This window comes from Actinosynnema sp. NPDC059335, assembly GCF_042752395.1.
Lineage (GTDB): Bacteria > Actinomycetota > Actinomycetes > Mycobacteriales > Pseudonocardiaceae > Actinosynnema.
Genome location: NZ_JBHYXZ010000036.1, coordinates 6,834 through 32,863, shown reverse-complemented (window position 1 = coordinate 32,863; position 26,030 = coordinate 6,834). Strand labels below are relative to the sequence as shown.

26 protein-coding genes are annotated in these 26,030 nt (G+C 74.6%); 13 read left to right on the top strand and 13 right to left on the bottom strand.

The window, feature by feature from the left end; all coding sequences use genetic code 11:
• Positions 1 to 22 precede the first annotated feature (22 nt).
• Positions 23 to 568: a hypothetical protein gene (locus ACFXGA_RS13920; RefSeq protein ID WP_378087651.1), complete on the top strand. Its 546-nt coding sequence runs from the start codon at positions 23 to 25 to the stop codon at positions 566 to 568.
• Here the strand turns inward: ACFXGA_RS13920 and ACFXGA_RS13915 are convergent.
• Positions 495 to 1,244, bottom strand: a complete 750-nt coding sequence (locus ACFXGA_RS13915) for a helix-turn-helix transcriptional regulator (RefSeq protein ID WP_378087649.1) — start codon at positions 1,242 to 1,244, stop codon at positions 495 to 497. The two genes, ACFXGA_RS13920 and ACFXGA_RS13915, sit on opposite strands and share 74 nt — an antisense overlap.
• A gap of 63 nt (positions 1,245 to 1,307) precedes the next feature.
• Here ACFXGA_RS13915 and ACFXGA_RS13910 point away from each other — a divergent pair, with 63 nt between their 5' ends.
• A complete protein-coding gene (locus tag ACFXGA_RS13910) occupies positions 1,308 to 2,063 on the top strand; it encodes an ESX secretion-associated protein EspG (protein WP_378087647.1) in 756 nt (251 codons plus the stop codon).
• A gap of 66 nt (positions 2,064 to 2,129) precedes the next feature.
• Here the strand turns inward: ACFXGA_RS13910 and ACFXGA_RS13905 are convergent, their stop codons facing one another.
• Genes ACFXGA_RS13905 through ACFXGA_RS13890 form a run of 4 tightly spaced genes read right to left on the bottom strand, consistent with a single transcriptional unit; the run spans position 2,130 to position 4,421 of the window.
• A complete protein-coding gene (locus tag ACFXGA_RS13905) occupies positions 2,130 to 2,384 on the bottom strand; it encodes a hypothetical protein (RefSeq protein ID WP_378087645.1) in 255 nt (84 codons plus the stop codon).
• On the bottom strand, positions 2,372 to 2,650 hold the full coding sequence (locus ACFXGA_RS13900) for a YbaB/EbfC family DNA-binding protein (protein ID WP_378087642.1): 279 nt from the start codon (positions 2,648 to 2,650) through the stop codon (positions 2,372 to 2,374). Before ACFXGA_RS13900 ends, ACFXGA_RS13905 begins: the two co-directional genes overlap by 13 nt.
• Entirely contained in the window at positions 2,647 to 3,666 is a 1,020-nt protein-coding gene (locus ACFXGA_RS13895) for a CHAP domain-containing protein (RefSeq protein ID WP_378087640.1), read from the bottom strand. Before ACFXGA_RS13895 ends, ACFXGA_RS13900 begins: the two co-directional genes overlap by 4 nt.
• Positions 3,666 to 4,421: a type VII secretion target gene (locus ACFXGA_RS13890; RefSeq protein WP_378087638.1), complete on the bottom strand. Its 756-nt coding sequence runs from the start codon at positions 4,419 to 4,421 to the stop codon at positions 3,666 to 3,668. The genes ACFXGA_RS13895 and ACFXGA_RS13890 overlap by 1 nt, the downstream gene beginning before the upstream one ends.
• Positions 4,422 to 4,512: 91 nt before the next feature.
• Between ACFXGA_RS13890 and ACFXGA_RS13885 the strand changes: the two genes are divergently transcribed.
• Entirely contained in the window at positions 4,513 to 5,859 is a 1,347-nt protein-coding gene (locus ACFXGA_RS13885) for a replication-associated recombination protein A (RefSeq protein ID WP_378087636.1), read from the top strand.
• 41 nt (positions 5,860 to 5,900) lie between these two features.
• The gene (locus ACFXGA_RS13880) at positions 5,901 to 6,629 is read left to right on the top strand and encodes an SAM-dependent methyltransferase (protein ID WP_378087634.1); all 729 of its coding nucleotides are present in this window, start codon (positions 5,901 to 5,903) and stop codon (positions 6,627 to 6,629) included.
• Positions 6,630 to 6,680: 51 nt separating this feature from the next.
• Here the strand turns inward: ACFXGA_RS13880 and ACFXGA_RS13875 are convergent, their stop codons facing one another.
• The 5 genes from ACFXGA_RS13875 to ACFXGA_RS13855 are packed head-to-tail and all read right to left on the bottom strand — an operon-like array spanning position 6,681 to position 13,305.
• Positions 6,681 to 8,435: an IucA/IucC family protein gene (locus tag ACFXGA_RS13875; protein WP_378087632.1), complete on the bottom strand. Its 1,755-nt coding sequence runs from the start codon at positions 8,433 to 8,435 to the stop codon at positions 6,681 to 6,683.
• Complete coding sequence (locus tag ACFXGA_RS13870) at positions 8,428 to 9,705, bottom strand: lysine N(6)-hydroxylase/L-ornithine N(5)-oxygenase family protein (protein WP_378087630.1); 1,278 nt, start codon at positions 9,703 to 9,705, stop codon at positions 8,428 to 8,430. The genes ACFXGA_RS13875 and ACFXGA_RS13870 overlap by 8 nt, the downstream gene beginning before the upstream one ends.
• Positions 9,702 to 10,280, bottom strand: coding sequence for a GNAT family N-acetyltransferase (locus ACFXGA_RS13865; protein ID WP_378087628.1), 579 nt, complete (start codon positions 10,278 to 10,280; stop codon positions 9,702 to 9,704). Before ACFXGA_RS13865 ends, ACFXGA_RS13870 begins: the two co-directional genes overlap by 4 nt.
• Entirely contained in the window at positions 10,277 to 11,926 is a 1,650-nt protein-coding gene (locus ACFXGA_RS13860; RefSeq protein WP_378087626.1) for an IucA/IucC family protein, read from the bottom strand. Before ACFXGA_RS13860 ends, ACFXGA_RS13865 begins: the two co-directional genes overlap by 4 nt.
• A complete protein-coding gene (locus tag ACFXGA_RS13855; protein ID WP_378087624.1) occupies positions 11,923 to 13,305 on the bottom strand; it encodes a pyridoxal phosphate-dependent decarboxylase family protein in 1,383 nt (460 codons plus the stop codon). The genes ACFXGA_RS13860 and ACFXGA_RS13855 overlap by 4 nt, the downstream gene beginning before the upstream one ends.
• A gap of 293 nt (positions 13,306 to 13,598) precedes the next feature.
• On the opposite strand from ACFXGA_RS13855, the gene ACFXGA_RS13850 reads away from it, so the two are divergent.
• The 7 genes from ACFXGA_RS13850 (at position 13,599) to ACFXGA_RS13820 (ending at position 22,612) form a co-directional block, all read left to right on the top strand.
• Positions 13,599 to 13,994, top strand: coding sequence for a DUF948 domain-containing protein (locus ACFXGA_RS13850; protein ID WP_378087622.1), 396 nt, complete (start codon positions 13,599 to 13,601; stop codon positions 13,992 to 13,994).
• A complete protein-coding gene (locus tag ACFXGA_RS13845) occupies positions 13,991 to 14,260 on the top strand; it encodes a hypothetical protein (RefSeq protein WP_378087620.1) in 270 nt (89 codons plus the stop codon). Before ACFXGA_RS13850 ends, ACFXGA_RS13845 begins: the two co-directional genes overlap by 4 nt.
• A 78-nt stretch (positions 14,261 to 14,338) precedes the next feature.
• Positions 14,339 to 17,011, top strand: a complete 2,673-nt coding sequence (gene alaS, locus ACFXGA_RS13840; RefSeq protein ID WP_378087618.1) for an alanine--tRNA ligase — start codon at positions 14,339 to 14,341, stop codon at positions 17,009 to 17,011.
• On the top strand, positions 16,998 to 17,510 hold the full coding sequence (gene ruvX, locus ACFXGA_RS13835; RefSeq protein ID WP_378087616.1) for a Holliday junction resolvase RuvX: 513 nt from the start codon (positions 16,998 to 17,000) through the stop codon (positions 17,508 to 17,510). The genes alaS and ruvX overlap by 14 nt, the downstream gene beginning before the upstream one ends.
• Positions 17,507 to 18,727: an endolytic transglycosylase MltG gene (mltG, locus tag ACFXGA_RS13830; protein ID WP_378087614.1), complete on the top strand. Its 1,221-nt coding sequence runs from the start codon at positions 17,507 to 17,509 to the stop codon at positions 18,725 to 18,727. Before ruvX ends, mltG begins: the two co-directional genes overlap by 4 nt.
• 35 nt (positions 18,728 to 18,762) lie before the next feature.
• The gene (locus ACFXGA_RS13825) at positions 18,763 to 19,569 is read left to right on the top strand and encodes a shikimate dehydrogenase (RefSeq protein ID WP_378087612.1); all 807 of its coding nucleotides are present in this window, start codon (positions 18,763 to 18,765) and stop codon (positions 19,567 to 19,569) included.
• A gap of 283 nt (positions 19,570 to 19,852) precedes the next feature.
• On the top strand, positions 19,853 to 22,612 hold the full coding sequence (locus ACFXGA_RS13820; RefSeq protein ID WP_378087608.1) for a BTAD domain-containing putative transcriptional regulator: 2,760 nt from the start codon (positions 19,853 to 19,855) through the stop codon (positions 22,610 to 22,612).
• Between the two features lie 118 nt (positions 22,613 to 22,730).
• Here ACFXGA_RS13820 and ACFXGA_RS13815 read toward each other — a convergent pair whose 3' ends face one another.
• Genes ACFXGA_RS13815 through ACFXGA_RS13805 form a run of 3 tightly spaced genes read right to left on the bottom strand, consistent with a single transcriptional unit; the run spans position 22,731 to position 25,100 of the window.
• Positions 22,731 to 23,000, bottom strand: a complete 270-nt coding sequence (locus ACFXGA_RS13815) for an HPr family phosphocarrier protein (protein ID WP_378087607.1) — start codon at positions 22,998 to 23,000, stop codon at positions 22,731 to 22,733.
• Positions 23,001 to 23,031: 31 nt separating this feature from the next.
• Positions 23,032 to 24,333: a PTS transporter subunit EIIC gene (locus ACFXGA_RS13810; protein ID WP_378087605.1), complete on the bottom strand. Its 1,302-nt coding sequence runs from the start codon at positions 24,331 to 24,333 to the stop codon at positions 23,032 to 23,034.
• Entirely contained in the window at positions 24,330 to 25,100 is a 771-nt protein-coding gene (locus ACFXGA_RS13805; protein WP_378087603.1) for a GntR family transcriptional regulator, read from the bottom strand. Before ACFXGA_RS13805 ends, ACFXGA_RS13810 begins: the two co-directional genes overlap by 4 nt.
• Positions 25,101 to 25,265: 165 nt before the next feature.
• On the opposite strand from ACFXGA_RS13805, the gene ACFXGA_RS13800 reads away from it, so the two are divergent.
• Together ACFXGA_RS13800 and ACFXGA_RS13795 are read left to right on the top strand one after the other, a co-directional pair.
• Positions 25,266 to 25,502 carry a glucose PTS transporter subunit EIIB gene (locus ACFXGA_RS13800; RefSeq protein WP_053721653.1) on the top strand — a complete coding sequence of 79 codons (237 nt, stop codon included), beginning with the start codon at positions 25,266 to 25,268 and terminating at the stop codon, positions 25,500 to 25,502.
• Positions 25,499 to 25,951: a PTS glucose transporter subunit IIA gene (locus ACFXGA_RS13795; RefSeq protein ID WP_378087601.1), complete on the top strand. Its 453-nt coding sequence runs from the start codon at positions 25,499 to 25,501 to the stop codon at positions 25,949 to 25,951. The genes ACFXGA_RS13800 and ACFXGA_RS13795 overlap by 4 nt, the downstream gene beginning before the upstream one ends.
• Positions 25,952 to 26,030: the final 79 nt, after the last annotated feature.

Genomic DNA, 26,030 nt, shown 5'->3' with positions numbered 1-26,030 from the left:
TCCCGTGCCGGGGGTGACCCCGGTGGCCTTAAGCACCCCCGAACGCACCGCCGCCGAGCTGCTGGCCGTCCTGCGCCGGCTCAAGGGCACCCGCGACCCCGGCCTGGAGGTGTCCGCCACGCAGGCCGCCGAGCTGGCGCACGCGCACGGCGCGGGGCTGCTGGCCGTGGTCGAGCACCGCGACGCCGACCCGGCGCTGCTGGTGGCGGGCGTGGTCGGCGTGGACCGGCCGACCGAACCGGACGAGCTGGGCTTCCACCTCGACGGCCCGGCGATCCGCGAGGTGACCCGGGGCGAGACGGCGACCGGCTACCCGGTGGTGATCGTGGAGCGCATCCCGGTCGGCGGGCCGGGCGCGCAGCTCCAGGTCGTGGTGACCGACCCGGACCACCCGCGGCTCGCGGTGTTCACCCTGCACTCGCCGACCGGGCGGGGCTGGCTGGACGTGGCGGGCGTGGCGGGCCGGTTCGTGTCCGGCGTCGTGTTCGACCCGGTCAGCGGTTACGGAACTCGCTCGGCGTCCGGCCGACCACCTGGCGGAACGTCCGGGAGAAGTGCGCGGCGCTGACGAAACCGCAGTCCTTGGCGATCTCCCCGATGCCGCGCGCGGCCTTCGCCGGATCGGCCAGCAACGCCTTGGCCCGGTCGATCCGCAGGCCGCGGATGCGCTCGGACACGCCCTGCCCGTCGTCGAAGAGCTGGTAGAGGCGGCGGCGGGAGATGAACAGCGCCTCGGCGACCCGGTCCGCGCTCAGGGTCGGGTCCGACAGGTGCTCGCGCATGTACTCCAACGCCTCGCGCCGCCGGGCGACCAACGAGTCCACGCGCTCCAGCTCCGCCCGCAACGCGCTGCGCAGCACCAGTTCGGCCAGGCCGAGCAGGTGGTGGGACAGGCCGTGCGGGTCGAGGGCGTGGGCGGCGGCGAGCACGTGCGCCACCGCGCCGGAGAACACGGCGCGCAGCGCGGCGTCCACCGGCACCTGCTGGAACATCAGGGGTTTCAGCTCGCCGAAGCCGACGGTCAGCCGGGCCTCGGCGACGGTCAGCATGACCACGTCGGGCAGGACGTGCAGCGCGCAATCGGGAAACCGAAGCGCGGCGCCGCTGCCGGGCACGCCGCGGGCGACCGTGCAGCCGACCAGGAGCTGGATGTGCTCCGGGGTGGCCGCACCCCCGCTGAGCGCGGCTTTGGCGGCGGCCGCGCCGGAAGCCCGCACCGTCAGGAACCCGCCGGGGACGTCCACGGGGAGCAGCGTAGCCACCGGGGTCGCCGCCCGGACCGCCGAAGGGCGCTACCTTCTGGCCCCATGGCACGACGTTCGGCGACCGCGGTCGTCCTGTCCCACCTCGAGTTCGACCTGCTGTGGGAGGACCTGGGCGACGGCCGGCCGCCCTACCCCCTGGAGGTGCCGTCGCACGGCGGGACGATGGACGACCGCGACGCGCTGGGCGCCGAGGTGCTGCGCACGTTGACCGAGGCGGGCCTGGCCGACGGCGTGGACGTCTCGCCCGAGTTGGAGGACCTGTTCACGCTGCTGGCGCACGGCGAGGTGTCGGTGGACGCGCTGGTGTTCCGGCCGCACCCGTGGCGGGTGCTGGCCACGGCCCGCGGCCGGCACGGCGTGCTGGCGGTGCTGAACGACCGGGAGGTGGCGCTGGAGCCGGTGACCGACCTGACGTCCGCGGTCACGCGCGTCATCGGCGACGCGCCGGCGGGTCCGGGCGAGCAGGTGCGGCTGCCGCGCCCCGCCTTCACCGCCGCGGTGGACGCCTACGCCCAAGGCGGACACCCCGCGCTGGAACGCGCGTTGGCCCGGGCGGGCATCACCGGCCGCGCCACCCGGTCGATCACCACGCTCGTGGACTCGCCGCGCCGGTCGACCGGCCAACTGGCGGTCACCGGCCCCGCCGGCCGGTCCCGCGTGCTGAGCTGGACCGAGACCGCCGCCGGCCGCTACGCGCTGACCACGGAGGAGACGGCCGACACCGAGTGGGTCCACCTCTCGCCCGCCGACACCCCGTGGCTGACCCGCCACCTGACCACCCTGCTGTCCCGAACGTAGGACTCTCGCGCGTGTCCTACGTTCGGAACGCGCGTGTCCTACGTTCGGGTACCCCGAGTTCACCGTTCAGGACGTCAGCAGGTCCGGGGGGACGACGTCGGACAGGATCGCCATGCCCTCGGCCACGGCCGCCGCCGCGGCCTCGTCGGCCAGGCGCCGCACGACGCGGGCCAGCTCGTCCGGCCGCACGGCCAGCGCCTCCCGCGTGAACGACAGGTCCACCAGCTTCCCGTGCAGGTCGACCACGACCGCCACCCCGGACGCCGACGCCTCCGCCCGCACCGCGTCCAACCGCTCGCCGAGGCCCATCACACCCGCCACGTCGCGGGAGTGGTGTCCTCCACCGACTCGACCAGCGGCGCCCGCACGTCCAGCCCCAACGCGGCCACGTCGTCGCCGACCGCGTGCCGGACCCGCGCGTTCGCCCGCGCCGTCGCCGTGTCGACCAGCGCCAGGATCGCCCGCGCGAGCCCCGACGGCCCCAGCCGCACCGACCGCGAGTCCAGCGCCAGGTCGCGCAACCCGCCGCCGGGACCCACCTCCACCACGATCCCGGTGTCCGGGTCGTGCGCGTTGCCCGTGATCACGGGTGCACCCCTCCGTAGAACGTCGCCGAGCTGAGCCGGTGCGTGTTGCGCCGCACGGCGTCGCCCGAGTTCCCCTCGATCAGCGTCACGGTCCCGCCGGACACCTTCTCCACGATCCCGATGTGCGTGCTGGTCGCCGGGCTGCTCGGCCCGCTCCCGAACAGCAGCACGTCACCCGGCCGCACCGCGCTCAGCGACGTGTACGCCTTGCCGTTGCGCTGCCCCCACCGGAACACGTCGCCGGTGAACGGCAGCAGCGGGATGTCCACCCCCGCCTTGCGCCACATCGCCGTGGCGAACGACGAGCACCACGCCGCCGTCGGCCCGTACGGGTTGCGGTTGCTGCCGGGCGGGCTCTCCCGCGTGCCCAGTTCCCGCCGGGCGGCCGAGATGATCGTCCGCGACCGGCCGCGGGCCCGGGCGCGCGACGGCCTGGTGCGACCGCGGGTGCGTTCCGCCCGGCCGTCCGCGACGCCGTCGTGCTCGACCTCCTTCTCCAACGCGCGCAGCCTCCGGGCGGCGTCCTCCAGCTCGCCGCGCGTGTGCCGCACCGCCTCGGCGGTCTCCTTCGTGTACCTCGGCTCCAGGTCCGCCGCCTGCGCCACGGCCTTGAGCAGCGCGGCCTGCGTGCCGACGGACTTGCCGACGTCCAGCAGCCGGGTCGCCTTGTCGAGGTACTCGTCCACGGCCTGCCGCGCCCGCGTGTGCCCGGTCGTCAGCGCGCTGGTGACGCCCGCGACGATCTTCTCCGCGTCCCGCGCGGCGTCCGCGGTCACCCGCACCTGCCGAACCAGCCGGTTCGACCGCCTCTCGAACCCCTCGGAGTTGTCGCCCTTCCAGCGCTCCAGCACCGCCTTGGCGGCCCTGCGCTGGTCGTCGTGCTGGTCGGTGAGCCCGGCGGCGGTCCGGTGCAGCGCGTACTGGACCTTCACCGCGTCCTCGGCCTTGCCCGCCAACGAGTTCCGGTGGCCGATCATGCTCTCGGCGAAGTGCCGGGCCATCGCTCGGGTGTCCACTACGCCTCCCCTCCGCCGGTGAGGCCGCCGCGGAACGAGCCGGCGACGTCGTCGTCCTGCTCCTTGTACGCGCGGGCGGACCGACCGGCGGACGTGGCCAGCGCCTCGGTGTTGTGCGCCACCGCCTTGACCTGCCTGCGCAGCGCCGCGCCGAAGTTGTCCAGCGCGTCGGCGAACCCGGACTGCCTGCCGATCCGCCCGAAGCTGTCGTCGGCGATCTCCCGCACCTCGCGCACGTGCCGCCGGCCCAGCGCGGTGAGGTCGTCGGCCGAGTTCCGCGTCCGCCGGGCGTAGTCGCGCAGCACGTCCACGTCGACCGAGAACCCGCCGCCGCGCGAGCCCCCGCCCGACCCGCCGCCGCCCGACCCGCCGCGGGAGCCGCCGCGCTTCATCGCCTCGACGCCCCGCCGCGCCTCGTCCAGGTGCCGCTTGTAAGCGCCGCTCGTGTACGTCGTCCACGGCGTCCACGAGCGGCCCTCGCCGGAGATCCGGTGCGCCGCACGCGCGTTCTCCGCCGGGTCGAACAGCTCCCGGTTCGACTCCAGCCCGAACTCGCGCCGCCGCGCCGGCCCCAGCGAGCCCAGCATGTTGATCTGCCAGAGGCCGTAGGAGTTGTCCGGCGGGGTGGGGTTGTGCGCGCGGGGGTCGCCGCCGGACTCGGCCAGCGCGACCGCGACCGCGATCGTCAGGTCCTGCCCGCGGAACCCCGCGTCGTGGGCGTGCCGGGCGATCCGCTCCGGGCTCAACGTGCTCATGCCGCACACCCTGCACCCACCGTGACCAGCGACGGAACCGCCGTTGCACGCTCGGACAGCGGCTGTGCACGGGGGAGCTACAGTCGAACACGTGAACGAGGGCCTGTTCGACGACGGCTTGTTCGGCGTCGACCCGGAGGAGAAGGCGGCGCGCATCGCCGCCCACGCGCCGCTGGCCGTGCGGATGCGCCCGCGCACCCTGGACGAGGTGGTGGGGCAGGACCACCTGCTCGGACCGGGCGCGCCGCTGCGCAGGCTGGTGGAGGGCTCGTCGCCCGCCTCGGTCATGCTCTACGGCCCGCCGGGCACGGGCAAGACCACGCTGGCCACGCTCGTCTCGCAGGCCACCGGCCGGCGGTTCGCCGCGCTCTCCGCGCTGTCGGCGGGCGTGAAGGAGGTGCGCGCGGTCATCGAGGAGGCACGCCGCCGCCTGGTCCGCTCCGGCGAGTCGACCGTGCTGTTCATCGACGAGGTGCACCGCTTCTCCAAGACCCAGCAGGACGCCCTGCTCGGCGCGGTCGAGGACCGGATCGTGCTGCTCGTCGCGGCCACCACGGAGAACCCGTTCTTCTCCGTCGTCTCGCCGCTGCTGTCCCGGTCGCTGGTGCTGCAACTGCGCCCGTTGACCGACGAGGCGGTGCGCGCGCTGGTCCGGCGGGCGGTGGCCGACGAACGGGGTCTCGGCGGCGCGATCACCGTCGAGCCCGACGCCGAGGACCACCTGGTCCGGCTGGCCGGCGGCGACGCCCGGCGCGCGCTGACGGCGCTGGAGGCGGCGGCGGACGCGGTCGGCGAGGGCGGCTCGCTGGACCTGGCGACGCTGGAGGCGACGGTCGACAAGGCGGCCGTCCGCTACGACCGGCAGGGCGACCAGCACTACGACGTGACCAGCGCGTTCATCAAGTCGATCCGCGGTTCCGACGTGGACGCGGCGCTGCACTACCTGGCCCGGATGATCGAGGCGGGGGAGGACCCGAGGTTCATCGCGCGGCGGCTGGTGATCCACGCCAGCGAGGACGTGGGCATGGCCGACCCCACCGCGTTGCAGACCTGCGTGGCCGCCGCGCAGGCCGTGCAGCTCATCGGGCTGCCCGAGTGCGCGCTGAACCTCGCGCAGGCCACCATCCACCTGGCCACCGCGCCCAAGTCGAACGCCGTGACGACCGCGATCGGCGAGGCCATGGCCGACGTCCGCAAGGGCGCGATCGGCTCGGTGCCCGCCCACCTGCGGGACGGCCACTACGCGGGCGCGGCGAAGCTCGGCAACGCCCGGGGCTACCGCTACCCGCACGACGTGCCGGAGGGCGTGCTGACCCAGCAGTACCCGCCGGACGACCTGGTCGGGCGCGACTACTACCAGCCGACCGGCCGGGGCGCGGAGCGGGTGATCGCCGAACGCCTGCCCAAGCTGCGCCGGGTGGTGCGCGGCGAGGAGTAAATCCGTTTCCGATCGATCCGGGTTCTGACACGGTGTGGCCCGTGACGGACGCACCCCTGAACGGCCACGCCCTGCTCGACTTCAACGCGCCGCTGTCGGACGCCAAGGCGCACGACCTGGTCGCCGGCCTGCGCCTGCGGTCCGGGGACGCGGTGGTCGACTACGGCTGCGGCTGGGCGGAACTGCTGCTCAGGGCGGTGGAGCACGTGCCGGGCGCGCGGGGCCTGGGCGTGGACAGCGACGAGCGCGCGATCACCCGCGGCCGGGCGAACGTCGAGGCCAGGGGCCTGGCGTCCCGCGTCACGCTCGACCTCGCGGACGTCACCACGTGGTCCGCGACACCCGCCGACGTGGCGATCTCGATCGGCGCGTCCCACGCGTGGGGCGGCACCGCGGCGGCGCTGGACGCCCTGCACGCCCGCGTCCGCCCCGGCGGCACGCTGGTGCTCGGCGACGGCTTCTGGGAACGCCCGCCGAGCCCCCGGTCCCGGGAGGTCTTCGGCGACGAGGTGGTCGGCGGCCTGGCGGACCTGGTGGACCTGGCCCTGGCCCGCGGCTACCGCCTGCTCGCCCTCGCCACCGCGACCCGGGACGAGTGGGACACCTTCGAGTCCCGCTGGTGCGCCGCGCGCGAGCACTGGCTGCTGGAGCACCCCGACCACCCGGAGGCGGCCGAGGTCCGGGCGCTCGTCGACGACCACCGCGACGCCTGGCTCAGGGGCTACCGGGGCGAACTGGGCTTCGCCTACCTGACCCTGGCCCGCCCCTAGGACTCCGGCCGCCTCGCCCGGCCGGGGATACCGGACGGGGCGGCCGACCCCTCACCAGCCGTCCGCCGGGGGGATCGGCACCGCCTCGTGCAGCGGGTTGGGCAGGGTGTCGGTCTTCGGCACGGGCGGGCGGGCGGCCAGGTCGCGGTAGCCCAGGGTGATCCGGTAGCCGTTGAGCGGGTAGCGGAGGAACTCCGGGCCCGTGAGCGAGCCCTCGTCCATCCGGTCCGCGAGGGCGGGGAAGCGGGCGCGGTAGGCGTCGACCTCGCCGCGCACCATGCCCCAGAAGCGGTCGCCGGGCAGCGGCAGCAGGGCGGACAGCGGGCGGAACACGCCGACCAGCAGGGCGTCCACGACGTACTGGCGCAGCACCGGCCACGGCTTGCGCGGCAGCACGGGGTCGTGCGCGTCCGGCTCCGGGCCCCGCGCCGGCACCCGCTCCACGGACACGTTCACGTCGTCCACCAGGTCGAGCAGGGCGACCCGGACCGGCACGTGGTCGGCGTCGGTGATCACCACGACGTTCTCGCCGTGCGGGTTGAACGTGATCCCGTACGTGTAGAGCACGTGCAGCAACGGCCGGAACAACGCGCGCAGCAGCGCGGCGAACCACACCTCCGGGTCCGTCGCCCCGACGTACTCCAGCACCAGCGGCCGGCCCGCGCGGTCCACGTGCAGCAGGGCGGCCAACGACCAGGCCCGCTCGCCCGGCCGCAGCGCCACGGGCTCGCGCCAGATGCACCCCATGGTCTCCAGCCACTGGTACGGCACGTCGCCCGCCCGCGAGAGCTGCGGGTGCCGGACGGTCACCGAGGCGACCTCGCCCAGCAGGTCCGTGCCCCACCCCCCGATCAGCCCGTCCGCCTGCCACAACCCGCGCAGCCACTGCGTGACCACCGGCGCGGCGAGCGTGCAGTGCGGCGGGATGCCCCGGTACACCGAGGTGTTGAGCACCCGCAGCGGCAGCTTCACCTGGTACCGCTCGGGCGAGTCCACGGGGCACAGGGTGCGGATCGCCTGGGTGGGCAGGTAGCGGTCCGGCGCCTCGCCCAGCTCCACGATCCGGCCGGTGGCCAGCTCCGGCGCCCACAGCGTCCGCACCACGTGGTCGAGCTGCCACGGGTGCACGGGCAGCCACACGTAGGTCTCCGGGTCCACCCCGGCCTCCCGCAACGCGCCGGTGAACCGCCCGACCGTCGCCGGGTCCAGCTCGTGCGCCCGCACGCCCTCCTCCGACAGGTCGGACGTGCCGCGGAACTCGGCCAGCCCCCGGTGCACGGCCAGCCACGGCAGCCGCACGGGCGTGCGCGCCTCGGGGCTGTGCCGGGCCAGGTCGTCCGCCGAGAACCCGACCCGGCCCTTGTTCGCGATCAGCCACGGGTGCCCGGTCAGGTGCCCGTCCAGCTCCGCCCGCGGCAACGCCGCCAGCTCCGCCGAGGGCCGCGCGGTCGAGGCCAGCGCCACGTCCGCGGCCAGGGTCGAGGTCACCTCGGCCAGGAACCCGGCGGTCGTGGCCGGGTCCACCCGCAGGAACCGGAACGCGTCCACCACGAACCGCTGCACGTCGTCGCACGGCTCCACCACGTCGTCCCCGAGGATCCCGGCCGCCGCCCGGCGCACCGACCCCGGCCGCACCGCCCACCCGCCGAACGCCGTGCGCGTCGCGGAGAACGCGTAGACCGCGTCGTCGAACCGCAGCTCGTACCCGCCGTCGCCGACGACCGGGGTGAGCAACCCCTCGAAGCACAGCTCGCCGATGGCCTTGGCGAGCAACGCCGCCGAGCACTCGCGCCACAGGTCAGCCACCGTCGTCCCCCGGCGCGTCGAAGCTGGTGTACGCGGTGCGCTCGGGCAGCGGGTAGACCTCCCGGCCGGTCACGGTGTTCACGATGGTCGCGTTGCGCACCGCGCCGATGCCCAGGTCGGGCGCGGCCACGCCGTGGCTGTGCAGGTCGGCGTTGGCCACGAACACCCGCCCGGTGACGGACGGGTCCAGCTCGATCGAGTGGTCCAGCGCGACGACGTACCGGCCCCGCGGATCCCGCCGCACGTGCGGCTCCAACGGCTGCAGGAACGGCGTCGGCGCCTGCTCGTACCCGGTCGCCGCCACCACCACGTCGGTGCGGTGCCGGAACTCCCGCCCGGTGTCGCGGTGCCGGCACGTCAGCACCACCTCGCCCGACGCGACCGACGACGACACGACCTCCACGCCCGGCCGCAGCTCGACCGGCGCCAGCCCGCGCTCCCACTCCCGCCGGTACAGCAGGTCGTGCAGCTCGTCCAGGGTCTCCGCGGAGATCGCCCGGTAGTGCCGCCAGTGCTCGGCGCGCACCGCGTCCCGCCGCTCCTGCGGCAGCGAGTGGAAGTGCCGCACGTACGACGGCGTGGTCATCTCCAGCACCAGCTTCGTGTAGTCCAGCGGCGCGAACACCGGCGTGCGGGTCAGCCACGCCACCGCCGGCCCGCCGTCGAGGTTGCGCCGCAACAGGTCCAGCACGACCTCCGCGCCCGACTGCCCCGACCCCACCACCGTCACCCGCCGCGCGGACGGCGTCCGGTGCAGGTAGTCGGCGCTGTGCACGAGCCGGTCGCCGAGCCCGGCCAGCGCCGGCGGCACCGACGGCGTGGTGCCCACGCCGAGCACCAGGTGCCGCGCGTCGACCGAGAAACCCGGGCCCGACACCTCGAACCGGTCGCCCGCCCACCGCACCGACGTCACGGTGTGCGAGAACCGCACCGGCAGCCGCGACGCCGCCCACCGCAGGTAGTCCTCGTACTCCCGGCGGGTCGGGTGGAACCTCTCCCGCACGTAGAACGGGTACAGCCGGCCCGCGTCGCGCAGGTAGGCCAGGAACGACAGCGGGTGCGTCGGGTCGACCAACGTCACCAGGTCGGCCAGGAAGCTGACCTGAAGCACCGCGTCCGGGAACATCATCCCGCTGTGCCAGCGCAGCTCCGGCCGCGACTCCAGCACCACCACGTCCAGGTCCGCCACGGTGGACGCGAGCGCCGCCAGCCCGAGGTTGAACGGACCGCACCCGACCGCCACCACGTCGACCGGTCCCCGGCCGGTCATCGCGTCCGGACCATCAGCACGGCCACCTTGTCCGGCAGCAGCACCTCGCCGACCGGCGCGAACCCGGCCGCCGTGAACGAGGCGATCGCCCGGCGGTTGCGCACGTCCGGCTCCAGCAGCACCCGCGTGCACCGCGGGTCGGCGTCGAACAGGGCCCGCGCCACCTCCGGCAGCACCTCGCGCACCAACCCCTGCCCGGTCATCGCCAGCTCGCCCACGGCGACGTGCAGCCCCAGGTCGTGCGGCCGGGCCGGGTAGACGCCCGCGACCACGTCCCGCGCCGCCCGGTACACCTCCAGGTAGATCACCGGGTCGCCGCCCCGGCTCACCAGCACCGGCAGCGAGTGCGTGCCCGCCAGCTGCGCGCGCAGCTCCTGCTCCCACCGGGCACGCGGCCACGCCTGGTGCCAGAACGCGGCCACGTGCGGCGCCTGCATCCAGCGGTGCACCAGGTCCAGGTCGGAGGTGTCCGGGTCGACCGCGCGGGCGTGCCAGCCGCCGGTCAGCACGGGCAGCGGCGGACCGGGCACCCCGGACAGGTCGTCGGTCGGCCGGTAGGCGTCGAGGTGGCTCACCGGGCGCACCGCGCCTCCCGCAACGGGTTGGGCGCGTCGAAGTACACCGACTGCGCGTCCACCGGCGCGAGCACCTCGTCGATGCCCGCGAGCCGGGTCAGCAGGTTCGCCTTGCACGGCAGCACGTCGGCCTCCAGCCACCGCCGGGCCAGCCGGTCGCCGTCCGGACCCGCCTCGGCCAGCGACGGCAGCGCCGCCTCCAGCCGCGACGCCAGCACGCCGAGCAGGTCCCGTTCGTCGGCCAGCCCCTCCACGCCGAGGCACCCGATCACCGCCAGCGCCTGGTTGCGCAGCAGGTAGTAGGTGAGCCGGTCGTCCACGACCGCGTCGTCCACCACGGCCAGCGTCGACTCCTCGACCCCCAGCCGCTCCAGCACCCGCGGCAGGTGCGACGCCGCCAGGTAGTAGCCCTGGTTGTCCCGGTAGCGCCCGCCGACGACCCGGCCCGCCGGGTCCAGCCGCACCAGCGTGTTCTGCTGGTGCGCCTCCAGCCCGATGCCGGTCTCCGCGTACAGCCGCAGCATCGGCACCAGCACCCGGTCGGTGTAGTCGGCCACCCACTCCGCCGCGTTCAGGCGCAGCACCAGCTCGCCCAGCAGCGACCGGCCGATGCCCGGCCGCGGCGCGACCATGCCGGCCAGGCACCGCGAGTCGCGCAGGTCCTCCGGGGACTCCCGCACGGCCACGTCCAGCCCCGTGACGTCGCCGCCCTCGTCCACCGCGAGCCACGACGGGTCGCGCACGACGCTGAACTCCGGGTGCGCCTTCTCCGTGCCCGCCGCGTAGCCCGACTCCAGCAGCCGGTGCACCTCCGGACCCCGGCGCAGCTCGGTGGCCGTGGACTCGCGCCGCGAGTTGGTGATCCGCAGGCCGAGCGAGAGCTTCAGCATCACCGGCGCGCCGGTCCGGTACACCGTGCGCAGGCTGGACGTCGGCGACCACGCCGGGCCGAACTCGCCCAGCGGCTCCAGCAGCCCGCGCGAGACCAGCGACGCGATCCGGGGTCTGCCCAGCAGGTCGTGCGCCTGCCACGGGTGCGCGGGCACCAGCACCCGGCCCGGCTCCGGGGCGCGCCCGGCCAGCGTCGCCATCAGCGTGACCGCGTCCGGCCCGGCCGCCGAGTCGTGCGACACGACCTCCTCCGCCGCCGAGAACCAGAACAGCGGGAACGACCCGCGCAGCTCCGGCGCGTACCGGGCGTTGTCGGTGTCGGACAGGCCGTCGCGGCTCTTGGGCGCGGGGTGGTGCAGGTGGCCGAGCATCAACCGCTGCTCGCTGTCCAGGAACCGGTCCGCGGGCCCGATGGGCGCGCGCCGCCGGTGGTCCACGAACCCGGCCACCCGGCGCACCGACTCGGCCGTGCGCTCGACCAGGTCGGCGACGTCGCCGCCCAGCTCGGACGCCACCAGCGCGGCGGCCACCACGGGGTCGGCGGGCCGCCCCGCCAGCGTCACGGGCCCGAACCGGTGCCGCCCGGTGGGCGAGGCGTACCGCACCTCGGCCTCCAGCGGCAGCCCCAGCACGTCGACGCGCACCCGCTCGGCCACCGGCACGTTCCGCTCCCGCACCCAGCAGCGCAGCAACGCCTCCAGGTGCGCGTGCTCCGCGGTCGACCGGGCGTCGCCCTCCAGCGGATCCGGCTTCATGCGGCTCCCTCCAGCAGTCGTTCGGCGGCGGATCCGGCTTCGCGGACCAGGGCCAGCAGCGCCACCAGGTCCGCCTCCCGGGTGTTCGGGTTGAGCAGCGTGAGCTTCAGGCAGGTCGCCTTGTCCACCGCGGTGCGGCCGATCAACGCCGAGCCCGCCCGCAGCAGCGCCCGGCGCAGGCTCGCGTTCACCTGGTCGGCCAGCGCGGCGTCCGCGGGCCGGTAGCGGAACACCACCGTGGTCAGCGTGGCGCCGCCGACCAGCTCGAACGCCGGGTCGGCGGCGATCAGCGCGGCGGCGTGCCGGGCCAGCTCGTGGCACCGGTCCACCAGCGCGCCCAGCCCGGCCCGGCCCAGCGCGAGCAGCGTCGCGGCCACCTTCACCGCGTCGGGCCGGCGCGTGGTCTGCAACGACCGGCCGAGCGCGCCGTCGTAGCCCTCGGCCCGGTCGTCCTCCGGGTTGAGGTAGGCCACCGACCGCTCCAGCGGCGCGAACAACGACGCCGAGCGCACCAGCAGCACGCTCGCCGACGCCGGCTGCCAGCCGATCTTGTGCAGGTCCGCGGTCACCGAGTCGGCCAGCGCGAGCCCGTCCACCAGCCGCGCGAGCTTCGCCGAGAACACCGCGCCGAAGCCGTAGGCGGCGTCCACGTGCAGCCACGCGCCGTGCCGGCGGGCGACCGCGGCCAGCTCCGGCAGCGGGTCCACCGAGCCGAAGTCGGTGGTGCCCGCCGTCGCCACCACGGCCACCGGCGTCCCGCCCGCGCGCAGCACGGCGGCCAGCGCGTCCGGCCGCATCCGCCGCCGCGAGTCCACCGCCACGGTCCGCACCGCGCGCTCGCCGATGCCCAGCGCCGCGCACGCCCGCGCGACCGAGAAGTGCGCGAGTTCCGAGCACAGCACCACCGGGTCGGGCAGCGCGGCCACCCCGTCGGACCGCACGTCGACGCCGAGCCGGGCCGCCGCCGCGTCCCGGGCCAGCAGCAGCGCGGTCAGGTTGGACAGCGTGCCGCCGGGGGTGAACACGCCGTCGGCGTCCGCGCCGAACCCGGCCAGCCGGGCCAGCGCCGCCACCACCCACCGCTCCACGGCCAGCGCGGCCGGTCCGGAGTCGTAGGTGTCCAGCGAGGCGTTGCCCGCGCCGGCCAGCGCGTCCGCCGTGACGGCCACGGCCAGCGGCGGCGGTTGCAGGTGGGCCGCGGCGTACGGGCTGGTCAGGTCGATGCCGCCGTCGGCGAGGACGGTCGTGACGCGGGCCAGCGCGGCCTCCGCGCCGAGGCCGTGCTCGGGCAGGTCGCCGAGCGCCCGGCGGACCCGCGCCAGCACGTCGGCGGGCCGGCCCGGCGGGATCGGTCGCCCGGAGGGACTGACGGCGAACACGGCACCTCCGACGATCGACTAAGGTTAGGCTTACCTCATCTACTCGGCCCGGTGTCAAGTCCTCCGTGACCGTCCGTGGTGTGACGATCACTCGCGTGCCCACGCTAGCCGCCGCGACCACGATCGAATCGACGGCCAAATGGGGGGTCTTGCCCGCCCGTCCCACCTGGTGGCACGCGGGCCGGGCGCGCCTGGCGCGATCTCGTGCGGACCCCCGCGCGGGGGCGCGGTAACCTTGGCCACCACGCTGGAGTGCCGCCAATCCGGGCACCCGCAATCCACCAGGAGGATCCGTGTCGCCAGGGCAGATCGCCGCGCTGGTCGCCGCCGGCGCGTTCGTGCTGCTTGTGCTCCTGCTGGCGATCCCGTTGATCAAGCTGGGCCGCACGCTGGACGAGGCCACGATCGCCATCCGCAAGGCGCACCAGAACAGCGACCCGATCTTCACCGGCGCGAACACGACGATCACGCACGTGAACACGCAGTTGGAGCGGGTGGACGGGATCACCGCGAACGCCCGCGCGGTCACCGGCAACGTCTCCGCGCTGACCTCGCTGTTCACCGCCACCCTGGGCGGGCCGCTGGTCAAGGCCGCCGCCCTGTCCTACGGCGTGAGCAAGGCCATCCGCGCCCGGCGGGCCGCCAAGGAACTGCCCAGCAGGCACACGCGGCGCAGGGGCAGGCGATGAAGCGGCTGTTCTGGTTCGGGCTCGGCATCGCCGCGGGCGTGTTCGCCACCCGCAAGGCGGGTCAGGCCGCGCACGCCGCCACCCCCGCCGGCATCGGCGAGAACGTCGGGCAGGGCCTGCGCGAGCTGGCCGGCGCCATCGGCTCCTTCGGCGCGGAGGTGCGCGCCGGAATGTCCGAGCGCGAACAGGAGTTGCAAGAGACCGTGGAACGTCAGACGGGCTTCACGCCGGGTCGGCGAGCGCGCAGGGCGAACGACGCCAGGTAGGCCGTTCGTTCGCCTCGCCGCGCCCTTGCCCGCCCGTCGGCCGCGCCGGCGGTGACTTCCACCCAGAAGGACAGACCCGTGCAGACCCACGAGATCATCAAGCGCTTCCGCGAGCACTTCGAGAACGCCGGCCACAAGTACGTGCCGAGCGCCTCGCTCCTGCTCGACGACCCGAACCTGCTGTTCGTCAACGCCGGCATGGTGCCGTTCAAGCCGTACTTCCTCGGCGAGGCCCCGCCGCCCGCCCCGCGCATGACCAGCATCCAGAAGTGCGTGCGCACGCCGGACATCGACGAGGTCGGCAAGACCACCCGGCACAACACGTTCTTCCAGATGGCCGGCAACTTCTCGTTCGGCGACTACTTCAAGGAAGACGCCATCCGGCTGGCCTGGGACCTGGTCACCAAGTCGACCGACGACGGCGGCTACGGCCTGGACCCCGACCGCATCTGGGTGACCGTCTACCTGGACGACGACGAGGCCGCCGACCTGTGGCAGAAGGTCGCCGGGTTGCCGCCCGAGCGCATCCAGCGCCGCGACATCGAGGACAACTACTGGTCGATGGGCGTGCCCGGCCCGTGCGGCCCGTGCTCGGAGATCTACTACGACCGCGGCCCCGCCTACGGCCGGGAGGGCGGCCCGGTCGTCGACGAGGACCGGTACCTGGAGATCTGGAACCTCGTCTTCATGCAGAACGTCCGCGGCGAGGGCGGCGCCAAGAAGGACTACCCGATCCTCGGCGAGCTGCCGGACAAGAACATCGACACCGGCATGGGCGTCGAGCGCGTCGCCATGCTGCTCCAGGACGTCGACAACGTCTACGAGACCGACCTCGTCCGCACCGTGATCACCAAGGCCGAGCAGCTCTCCGGCCGCCGGTACGGCGCGAACGAGACCGACGACGTGCGGTTCCGCGTCATCGCCGACCACGCCCGCTCGGGTGTGCTGCTGGTCGGTGACGGCGTGACGCCCGGCAACGAGGCCCGCGGCTACGTGCTGCGCCGCCTGCTGCGCCGCATCGTGCGCTCCGCCCGCCTGCTCGGCGTGACCGAGCCGGTGCTCGTCCGGTTCGCCGAGGTCGTGCGCGACGCCATGGGCCCGTCCTACCCCGAGCTGGTCTCCGGCTTCGCCCGGATCGAGCAGGTGCTCAAGGCCGAGGAGGACACGTTCCTGCGCACCCTGGACGCCGGGTCGCGGATCTTCGAGACGGCCGCCCAGCAGGTCAAGGCCGACGGCCGCGCCACCCTGCCCGGCGACAAGGCGTTCCAGCTGCACGACACCTACGGCTTCCCGCTCGACCTCACCCTGGAGATGGCCGCCGAGGCCGGCCTCACCGTGGACGAGGACGGGTTCCGCAAGCTGATGGCCGAGCAGCGCGCCCGCGCCAAGGCCGACGCCGCCGGCAAGAAGACCGGCCACGGCGACCAGACCGTGTACCGGGAGCTGCTGGAGCTGGGGGCCACCGAGTTCACCGGCTACACCGAGCTGGCCAGCGAGGCCACGCTGCGCGGCATCGTCAGCGGCGGCAAGCGGGTCAGGTCGGCCCGCGAGGGCGACATCGTGGAGGTCGTGCTCGACCGGACCCCGCTGTACGCCGAGTCCGGCGGCCAGGAGAGCGACGCCGGCACGATCGTCACCGCCAACGCCGAGCTGGAGGTCGTGGACGTCCAGAAGGTGGCTCGCAAGCTGTGGGTGCACCAGGTGCGCGTGGTCAGCGGCGAGGTCGTCGAGGGCGAGCAGGTCGAGGCCCGGGTGGACCCGGAGTGGCGCGTCGGCGCCCGCCAGGGCCACTCCGGCACGCACGTCGTGCACGCCGCCCTGCGCCAGGTGCTCGGCCCGTCGGCCCTGCAGAGCGGCTCGTACAACAAGCCGGGCTACCTGCGGCTCGACTTCGCCTGGACCGGCGGCCTGTCCGAGGAGACGCGCAGCGAGATCGAGGAGGTCTCCAACCTGGCCGTCCGCAAGGACCTGCCGGTGCGCGTGGTCTACACCGACATGGGCGGCGCCCAGGAGATGGGCGCGGTCGCCCTGTTCGGCGAGACCTACGACGAGACCGTGCGCGTGGTCGAGATCGGCGGCCCGTGGTCGCGGGAGCTGTGCGGTGGCACGCACGTCGAGCACTCGTCCCAGATCGGCCCCATCACGGTGATCGGCGAGTCGTCCGTGGGCTCCGGCGTGCGCCGGCTCGAGGCCTACGTCGGCATCGAGGCATTCAAGTACCTGGCCCAGGAGCGGGCCCTGGTGCAGAACGTCGCCACCCTGCTCAAGGTGCCGGACGCCGAGGTGCCCGCCCGGGTCGAGGCCCTGGTCGAGCGGCTGCGGGCGGCCGAGAAGGAGCTGGAGAAGGTCAAGGCCGCCCAGCTCGTGGCCAACGCCGGTTCGCTGGCCGAGCAGGCCCTGGACGTGCGCGGGGTGGCCCTGGTGGCGCTGCGGCTGCCGGAGGGCACGTCGGGCGCCGACGTGCGGACCATCGCGGGCGAGGTGCGCAACCGGCTCGGCGACCGGCCGGGCGTGGTCGGGCTGTTCGCCCCGGACGGCGACAAGGTCAGCTTCGTGGTGGCCACCACGGCCGCCGCCCGCGCCCGCGGCCGGGCCGCCGGCAAGCTGGTGCCCGCCTTCGCCCCGGCCGTGGGCGGTCGCGGCGGCGGCAAGCCGGACCTCGCCCAGGGCGGCGGCACGAACCCGGCCGGCATCGAGGACGCCGTCACCGCCCTGCGCGCCGAGGTGGACCGCGCCCTTGAGCAGCGCTGACCGACCCGGCGTCGACGACCCCGGCCTCGGCCGGAGGCTGGGCGTCGACGTCGGCGCGGTGCGCGTGGGCGTGGCGTTGAGCGATCCGGGCGCGGTCCTCGCCACGCCGCTCGTTACCCTGGCACGCGACGTGAAGACCGACCGGGATCTCGCGGACCTGGTCGGTCTGGTCGCGGAGCACGACGTCGTCGAGGTCGTGGTCGGCCTGCCGCGCACGCTGGCGGGCCGGCACGGGCCGGCGGCGGAGACGGCCGCGGCGTACGCTGCGGCGTTGGCCGAGCGCGTCGCACCCGTGCCGGTGCGGCTCACCGACGAGCGGCTGACCACCGTCACGGCGAGCCGGGTGCTCGCCGAGCGGGGGGTGCGAGGCAAGAAGCAACGCGCCGTCGTCGACCAGGCTGCCGCGGTCGAGATCCTGCAGTCGTGGCTGGACGCGCGGGCGCGACAAGTGGCCCGATCCGCTGCGGAGCGGGCCCCCGGAGCTAAGGACGGCTCGTGAACGACGACCTCGGGTTGTTCACCGATCCCGACACGCGCCACGACGAGCGGGCGGCGCGTGGCAAGGCCGACGCCGCGGCCCGCCGGGCCAAGCGCAGGCGGAAGCGGACGATCCTGTGGGTCGTCGTGGCCCTGGTGCTGACCGGCGGCGGCGTCGGCGCGTACTACGGGTACCGCACGCTGAGCGGCATCGGCTCGTACGACGACTTCGCGGGCGCGGGCGAGGCGGACGTGGTGGTCGAGGTCAAGGACGGCGACCTGGTCACCACCATCGCGACCACGCTCAAGGAGCAGGGCGTGGTGGCCAGCGCGCGGGCGTTCACCGAGGCGGGCGCGGAGGACGCGCGGGTCACCGCGATCCAGCCCGGGTTCTACCTGATGAAGACCAAGATGTCCGGCGCGGCCGCGGTGGCCCGGATGGTGGACCCGGCGGCGAAGGTCGTGCCGCTGGAGGTCAAGGGCGGCTTCGTGCTGCACGACATCACGGGCCTCGACGGCAAGATCACCAAGGGCATCCTGTCGCTGCTGTCCGACGCGTCGTGCGTCGAGCTGGACGGCGCGCGGCAGTGCGTGACGCCCGAGCAGCTGCGGGACGCGGCGGAGAACGCGGACCCGGCCGCCCTGGGCATCCCGGAGTGGGCGGCGCCCGACGTGGCGAACGCGCCGAAGGAGAACCGGATCGAGGGCCTCATCGTGCCGGGCCTGTACCACCTCAAGCCGGGCGCGAGCGCGGTCGAGCTGCTCAAGAGCGTGATCGCCACGTCCCTGGGCCGGTTGCAGGGCTACGGCATCCCCTCCGGCACGGGCAAGACGGGTTTCCGCCCGTACGAGGTGCTGGTCGTCGCCTCCCTCATCGAGAAGGAGGGCATCACCGACGACTTCGGCAAGATCTCGCGGGTGATCTACAGCCGGCTCGCGAAGCCGCAGCGCCTGGAGCTGGACTCCACCGTCAACTACAAGCTCGACCGGCCGATCCTGACCACCAGCGACGAGGACCGGGCCGCGTCCGGGCCGTACAACACCTACCAGGTGCAGGGCCTGCCGCCGACGCCGATCGGCTCGCCCGGCCGCGAGGCGGTCATGGCCGCGATCAGCCCCGAAGAGGGGCCGTGGATGTACTTCGTGAAGTGCCAGAAGGACGGCAAGTCGTGCTTCACGAACACCTACGACGAGCACCGGGCGGTGTCGGACAAGGCCCGTGCGGAAGGCGTCTTCTGACCGTGGCGCGCCGTGCGGCGGTCATCGGTTCGCCGGTGGCCCACTCGTTGTCCCCCGTGCTGCACAACGCCGCGTTCGCGGCGCTGGGGCTGTCGGACTGGTCGTACACCCGGGTCGAGTGCGTCGCCGACGAGGTGGCGGCGCTGGTCGGGGGCCTGGACCCGTCGTGGGCGGGCCTGTCGGTGACCATGCCGAACAAGCGGGCGGCGCTGGCGGTGGCCGGCGCGGCGACCCCGCGGGCCGTCCAGGTGGGCGCGGCCAACACGCTGGTGCCCGCGGACGGCGGGTGGCGGGCCGACAACACCGACGTGGACGGCGTGCTGGGCGCGTTGCGGGCGTCGTGCGGGTTCACGTCCGGCAGCCGCGCGGTGCTGCTGGGCGCGGGCGGCACGGCCACGGCGGCGCTGGTGGCGTTGGCGTCGGTCGGCGTCCGCGCGGTGTCCCTGGTGGTGCGGTCGGCGGGCCGGGCCGCCGAGGCGGAGTCGTGCGCGTCCCGCCTGGGGCTGGCGCTGGACGTGGTGACCTGGGACACCGCGGACTTCGCCGCGCTCGCCGACTCCTGCGACGTGCTGGTGAGCACGGTGCCGCCGGACGCGACGGAGCCGATCGCGCCGGCGCTGGCGGGGGCGCCGTGCGTCCTGGACGTGATCTACCACCCGTGGCCGACGCCGTTGGCGTCGGCGGTGCTGCGGCGGGGCCGCACCCCCGCGACGGGGCTCGACATGCTCCTGCACCAGGCGTTCGGCCAGGCCGAGCAGTTCACCGGCCTGCCCGCGCCGCGCGAGGCGATGCGCCGGGCGTTGCGCGCCGCGACGGGCGACATCCTGCCCCTGCCGTGCTAGCGGGTGCGGGCCACCGCGAGGTGTTGCACCGCATCGGCGCCGTGCCCGGCCCCGGTCTGCTCCTGCGCACGTGAACAGCCATCACCACTGCCCTCCTGTGATCGGTTCCGCGCCGTGCCCGGCCCGCGCCGCCGTCGGGCGCGACACCCGGCCCGCACCCCCCGGGGCGGGCCGGCCGCCGTCGCCGCCCGTGTGGGCGCGCGTGCCGTGGCCGTGGTTCGATGCTAGGCAGGCGATCTTGTGGCTATCTTGTGGCGAATCGGGTGCGCCGGGCGGGGGCGTGATGGGGGTGTGGTTCCGGCTGCTCGGGCCGGTCGAAGCGCACGTGGGAGGTCGTCGGCTCGACCTCGGCCACGCGCGGCAGCGGCACGTCCTGGCCGCGCTGCTGGTGGACCTGAACCGGGCCGTGTCGCTGGACCGGCTCGTGGGCCGGCTGTGGGACGTGCCGCCGCGCACGGCCCGTGACTCGCTGTACAGCTACCTGTCCCGGTTGCGCGCGGTGCTGGCCGACGTGCCGGACGTGGACCTGGTCCGGCAGGGCGGCGGGTACGTGCTCCAGGCCGACGAGGACGCGGCCGACCTGCACCGGTTCCACCGGCTGGTCGAACGGGCCCGTGCGGCGGACGACGAGCGCGCGCTCGCGTTGTTCGACGAGGCCCTGAGGTTGTGGCGCGGTCCGGTGGCGGCCGGGATGGACGGCTCGTGGGTCGAGGGCGTGCGGGCGCGGGCGGACGAGGAGCGGCTGCGCGCCGAGCTGGACCGCAACGACGCGATGCTGCGCCGCGGCGAGCACTCGGCCGCGTTGGCGGGCATCACGGCGCAGGCCGCCGCGCGGCCCCTGGACGAGCGGCTGGCCGGCCAGCTGATGCTCGCCCTGTACCGGTCGGGCCGGCAGGGCGAGGCGCTCGACGCCTACCGCCGGGTCCAGCGGCAGCTCTCGGAGGAGCTGGGCGCCGACCCGAGCCCGCCGCTGCGGCGGCTGCACCAGAGGATCCTGACCTCCGACCCGGCGCTGGCCGCGCACGTCCCGGCGGGGCCGCCGGCCGCGGTCCGCCCTCCGGTGCCGCGGCAACTGCCGCCGCCACCGCCGCTGTTCACCGGTCGCGCCGCGGAGCTGGACCGGCTCGACCGGGCGGCGGCCGGGCGCGACCGGTCGACCGTGGTGGCGATCATCGGTCCCGGCGGCGTCGGCAAGACGTCGTTGGCGTTGCACTGGGCGCACCGCGCCGCCGACCGGTTCCCGGACGGTCAGCTCTACGCGAACCTGCGCGGTTTCACCCCGTCCGGCACCCCGTTGTCGCCCCACGCGGTGATCCGGGCGTTCCTCCAGGCGCTCGGGGTCGACCCGGACGCGATCCCGTGCGACGACGAGGCGCAGGTGGGGCTGTACCGGAGCCTGACCGCGGACCGGCGACTGCTGGTGCTGCTGGACAACGCTTACGACTCCGAGCAGGTGACCGACCTGGTGCCCGGCGGACCGGCGTGCACGGTGGTCGTGACCAGCCGCAGGCACCTGCCCGGCCTGGTCACCACCCACGGCGCGCGGCCGCTGCCGCTGGACGTGCTGCCGCCGCCGGAGGCGCGCGACCTGCTGGTGCGCCACATCGGCGCGGAGCGGGCCGACCGCGAGCGCGAGGCGGTGGGGGCGCTGGCCGAGCGGTCGGCCGGGCTGCCGCTGGCGATCAGCGTGCTGGGCGCGCGGGCCACCGTGCGGCCCGACCTGCCGCTGGGCGAGCTGGCCCGGGAACTCGACCTGACGCCGCTGGACGCGTTCGAGGCCGGTGAGATCACGGCCAGCGTGCGCGCCGTGTTCGCGTCCTCTTACCGGTCGTTGCCGGACGGGGCCGCGCGGGCGTTCCGGCTGCTGTCGGCGGGCACCCCGGAGATCAGCGTGGAGGCGGCGGCGGCGCTGCTGGGCCGGTCCGTGCCGGTCGCGCGGGCTGAGCTGGCCGAGCTGTGCCAGGGGAACCTGCTGCACGAGCAGGAGGCGGACCGGTTCCGGATGCACGACCTCGTCCGGCTCTACGCCGAGGAACGGGCGCGGCACGACGAGCCGGCCGGGTCGGTGGTGTCCGCCGTGCGCCGGATGGTCGACTTCTACCTGCACACGACCGCGGCCGCGCAGGCGGTGCTGGACCCCGCCCGTCCGCTCGACGGCCTCGGGCCGCCGCCGTCGGACTGCGAGCCGCTGTCGTTCGACTCCGAGAAGGCGGCCCTGGCCTGGTGCGACGCGGAGCACTCGGCGGTGCTGGACGCCCAGCGGCTCGGCGCGCGGCAGGGCTGGGACCGCGAGGTGGGCGGGTTCGCCGAGGCGCTGCGGACCTACCAGCTGCTGCGCGTGCCGGACCCGGACGACAGCCGGGCCACCTGGGAGCTGGCGCTGGCGGCCGCCCGACGGCTCGGCGACCTCAAGCTCGACGCGAAGTGCCACCGGTTCCTCGGGCACATCGCCGCCCGGCACGACTACGGGCCGCGCGCGGTCGAGCACCTGCGCGAGGCCCTGCGGCTGCTGGAGGACCTGGGCGACGGGGTCGAGCAGGCGCGCACCCACCTCGCGTTCGCCTGGGTGCTGGAACGCCGCGGCGACGACGCCGAGGCGTTGGAGCACGCCCTGGCGGCGCTGCCGCTGTACCGCGACGGCGGGTTCGTGCCGGGCGAGGCGGACGCGTTGAACGCCATCGGCTGGTACCAGTCGCGGCTGGGTCGCCTCGACGAGGCCGCCGGGCACTGCGAGCGCGCGTTGGCGCTGTACCGGGAGCTGGACGACCGCAACGGCCAGGCGAACGCGTTGGAGAGCCTGGGGTTCATCGCGCAGGCCGCCGGCCGGCACGACCTCGCCCTGGAGCACTACCAGCGGGCGCTGAGCCTGTTCCAGGACCTGGGCAGCGACTACCAGGAGACCGACACGCTGGTCCGGATGGGGTCGCTGCACCTCGCCCGCGGCGCGCGGCGGGCGTGGGAGGCGGCGCTGGTCGCGTTGCGCAGGCAGCGGCGCTCGGTGGAGGCCGCGGAGGTCGAGCGGTCGTTGGACGAGCTGGGCTGACACCGACCCGGACACGCCGCCGGGCCCCACCCGCACCCAGGGGTGCGGACGGGGCCCGGCGGTCGCGCTCGACCACTGCTGTTCGCAGTTGCCCGCGCCGTGGAGCGCGTGCGAGGGATCAGCCCTCGTCGAGGTCGGTGGCGATGATCTCCGCGAGCGCCTCCAGCGCGGCGTCCGCGCCCTCGCCGTCGGCGGCCAGGACGACCTCGTCGCCGTGCATCGCGCCGAGCGTCATCAGGCCGAGCACGCTCGCCGCCTCGACCGGTTGGCCGTCGTCCTTGCGGATGGTGACCTTGACCGGTTGCCCGGCCGCCGCCTTCGCCAGCAGCGCGGCAGGGCGTGCGTGCAGTCCGACCTTGCTCGCCACGGTGACCCGTCGCTCAGGCATGACCCGTCCTCTCGTTGCTCTCGGCTCGCCGTCAGGACGCGGTGGCGTCCGACCGGCCTTCCCCGTCGCGCTTCGCGGCCCGGTCCCGCTTGCCGTTGCCGTCCACCACGCTCTGGTCGGCCTCCGGGTCCTCGTCCGCGTCGCGGCCGGGCGTCTTCAGGTTCCACTTCGTGATCACGAAGCGGAACAGGAAGTAGTAGACGGCCGCGTAGATCACGCCCAGCACCAGGATCAGCAGCGGCTTGGTCGCGATGTTGAAGTTGAGCAGGTAGTCGATGACACCGGCGGAGAACCCGAACCCGTCGTGGATGCCCAGCGCGTTGCTGATGGCCAGCGACGTGCCGGTCAGGACCGCGTGGATCACGTACAGCGGCCACGCCACGAACATGAACGCGAACTCCAGCGGCTCGGTCACGCCCGTGATGAACGCGGTCAGCGCCGCCGAGCCCATGATGCCGGCGATGATCTTGCGCTGCCCCGGCCGGGCGGTGTGCACGATGGCCAGCGCCGCCGCCGGGAGGGCGAACATGAAGATCGGGAAGAAGCCGGTCTGGAACGTGCCGGCGGTCGGGTCTCCCGCGAGGAAGCGCGGGATGTCGCCGGTCTTGCCCTCGAACTCGCCGAACTGGAACCACAGCACGTTGTTGACGATGTGGTGCAGGCCGAGCGGGATCAGCAGCCGGTTCACCACGCCGTAGATGCCCGCGCCGAGGATCGTGCTGCCGGTGATGGCCTCGCCGACGTTGTTCAGGCCCGCGGCGAAGACCGGGTACACCAGGCCCATCAGCACGCCGACGATCGTGATGACGCCCGCCACCAGGATCGGCACGAACCGCCGCCCGCCGAAGAACGCCAGGTACGGGGGCAGCTTGATGCGGTGGTACCGCTGCCACAGCACCGCCGTGATGAGGCCCACCACGATGCCGCCGAGCACCCGGTAGTCGATCAGGTTGGCCTTGGCCGCCGGGTCCTCCGGCTGGTCCAGGACCAGCGGCGACATCGCCTTGAACACGCCCTGCAGCACGACGTAGCCGACGACCGCGGCCAGCCCCGTGGAACCGTCGCCGCGGCGGGCGAAGCCGACCGCGATGCCCACCGCGAACAGCAGCGGCAGGTTGGCGAACAGCGCGTCACCCGCGTTGCCGATGACCGCGGCGACCTTGTTCCAGCCCAGGCCCTCCTCGCCCAGCATGTCGGGTTGGCCGAGTCGCAGCAGAAGGGCGGCGGCCGGCAGCACGGCGATCGGCAGCATGAGGCTGCGACCGAAGCGCTGGAGCCCGGCCAGGCCCTTGATCTCACGACCGCCGGTCGCCTGTGGGGCGCTGGCGCTCATGGGGTACCTCCCTTGGCGGAGTGGTGCGGTCCGGATCCCGGGTCGGTCCGGTCCAGTTGCATGGTCACCTGGTAGAGATCGCCCCGGTACCAGGAGGTCATGTCCTCGACGGGCCTGCCTTGTGAGCTGGAGACCCGGCGGAAGACGAGCAGCGAGCCGCCGGGCCGGATGCCCAGCAGCTTCGCCGTGGCGGGGTCCGCGCCCTCGGCCCACACGGTCTGGCGCGCGTGGTCGAGCTGGACCCCGTAGGTGTCGGCGATGAGCGTGTACAGCGAGGTGTCGAGGTCGTGCCGTTCGAGCCCGGGCACGACCCGCGGGTTGTACCAGCCCCGTTCGACGGCCAGCGGCACGCCGTCGGCCAGGCGCAGCCGGACGAGCCGGCACGCGGGTTCGCCGGGCGGCAGGCCCAGCGCGGCGGCGGCCTCCGGCGGAGGCGCCTGCACGGCGCGGGTCAGCACCTCGGTGGCGGGCGTCAGGCCGCGGCGGCGCATGTCGTCGGTGAACGACTCCAGGTAGAGCTGCACGTCCATGCGCCGGCGGGCGGTGAACGTGCCGCGGCCCTTGGCCCTGGTGAGGAGCCCTTCGGTGACGAGCTGCCCGACGGCCGCGCGGACCGTGATGCGCGACACCCCGTACCGCTGGGCGAGGTCGCGCTCGGACGGGATCGGCGAGCCGGGGGGCAGCTCCTGCTCGGCCATGCGCCGCAGGATGTCGCGGAGCTGGGCGTGCTTCGGCTTCGGCCCCTCGACGATCTCGTCGCGGTTCATGACACCTCCCCGGCACTCGCACGTCCACACCGGGATTGGTACTTTCCGGTCTAGACCAGTTGGTGCGGGGAGGATGCTCCGCGCGCCAACCGGGTGTCAACCGCCGTTACGGGACCGTGCCCGAGCGGTGGCACCCTCGGGCCAGGTGTCGAGAGAGGACTTGAAGTGGCGGACGACAAGGCGGAGCGGATCCTCGCCGCGCTCGGCGGTGCGGACAACATCGTGGAGATCGAGCCGTGCATCACGCGCCTGCGCTGTGAGCTGGAAGACGGTTCCCTGGTGGACGAGAAGGCGTTGAAGGGGCTGGGCGCTCACGGCGTGATGCGGTCGGGCAACGTGGTGCAGGTGGTCGTGGGGCCCGAGGCCGACACGATCGCCAGCGACATCGAGGACCTGCTGTGACGCTGCGCGTGGCGAGCCCGGTGAGCGGCCGCGTGGTGCCGCTGACCGACGTGCCGGACCCGGTGTTCGCGCAGGCCATGGTGGGTCCGGGCGTGGCGGTCGAACCGGACCGCGGGCGGGCGGACGTGGTGTCGCCGGTGGACGGGACCGTGGTCACCCTGCACCCGCACGCGTTCGTCGTGGCCACGGCGGACGGTGCGGCGGTGTTGGTCCACCTCGGGATCGACACGGTGAAGCGCAAGGGCGAGGGGTTCACGCTGCACGTGGTCAAGGGGGAGGAGGTGCGGGCGGGTCAGCCCGTGGTGACGTGGGACCCGGCGGAGGTCGAGGCGGCGGGGTTCGCGCCGATCTGCCCGGTGATCGCGCTGGACGCCACGCCGGAGGTGCTGCTGGACGAGGCGGCCGGCCCGGTCGCCTCGGGTGACGCGCTGTTCTCCTGGCGACGGTGACGGGTCGGGGGGGGGGGGGGCGCGGCCGGGGGCGGGCGCGCCCCCGCCCCCCCCCCCCCCCCCCCCCCCCCCCCCCCCC

Bases quoted from the DNA above. Each gene is read 5' to 3' on its own strand.
- ACFXGA_RS13910 (WP_378087647.1), top strand. From the start codon at position 1,308: ATGGCACGACGTTCGGCGACCGCGGTCGTCCTGTCCCACCTCGAGTTC.
- ACFXGA_RS13890 (WP_378087638.1), bottom strand. From the start codon at position 4,421: ATGAGCACGTTGAGCCCGGAGCGGATCGCCCGGCACGCCCACGACGCG.
- ACFXGA_RS13870 (WP_378087630.1), bottom strand. From the start codon at position 9,705: ATGACCGGCCGGGGACCGGTCGACGTGGTGGCGGTCGGGTGCGGTCCG.
- ACFXGA_RS13860 (WP_378087626.1), bottom strand. From the start codon at position 11,926: ATGAAGCCGGATCCGCTGGAGGGCGACGCCCGGTCGACCGCGGAGCAC.
- ACFXGA_RS13845 (WP_378087620.1), top strand. From the start codon at position 13,991: ATGAAGCGGCTGTTCTGGTTCGGGCTCGGCATCGCCGCGGGCGTGTTC.
- ACFXGA_RS13820 (WP_378087608.1), top strand. From the start codon at position 19,853: ATGGGGGTGTGGTTCCGGCTGCTCGGGCCGGTCGAAGCGCACGTGGGA.
- ACFXGA_RS13815 (WP_378087607.1), bottom strand. From the start codon at position 23,000: ATGCCTGAGCGACGGGTCACCGTGGCGAGCAAGGTCGGACTGCACGCA.
- ACFXGA_RS13810 (WP_378087605.1), bottom strand. From the start codon at position 24,333: ATGAGCGCCAGCGCCCCACAGGCGACCGGCGGTCGTGAGATCAAGGGC.
- ACFXGA_RS13805 (WP_378087603.1), bottom strand. From the start codon at position 25,100: ATGAACCGCGACGAGATCGTCGAGGGGCCGAAGCCGAAGCACGCCCAG.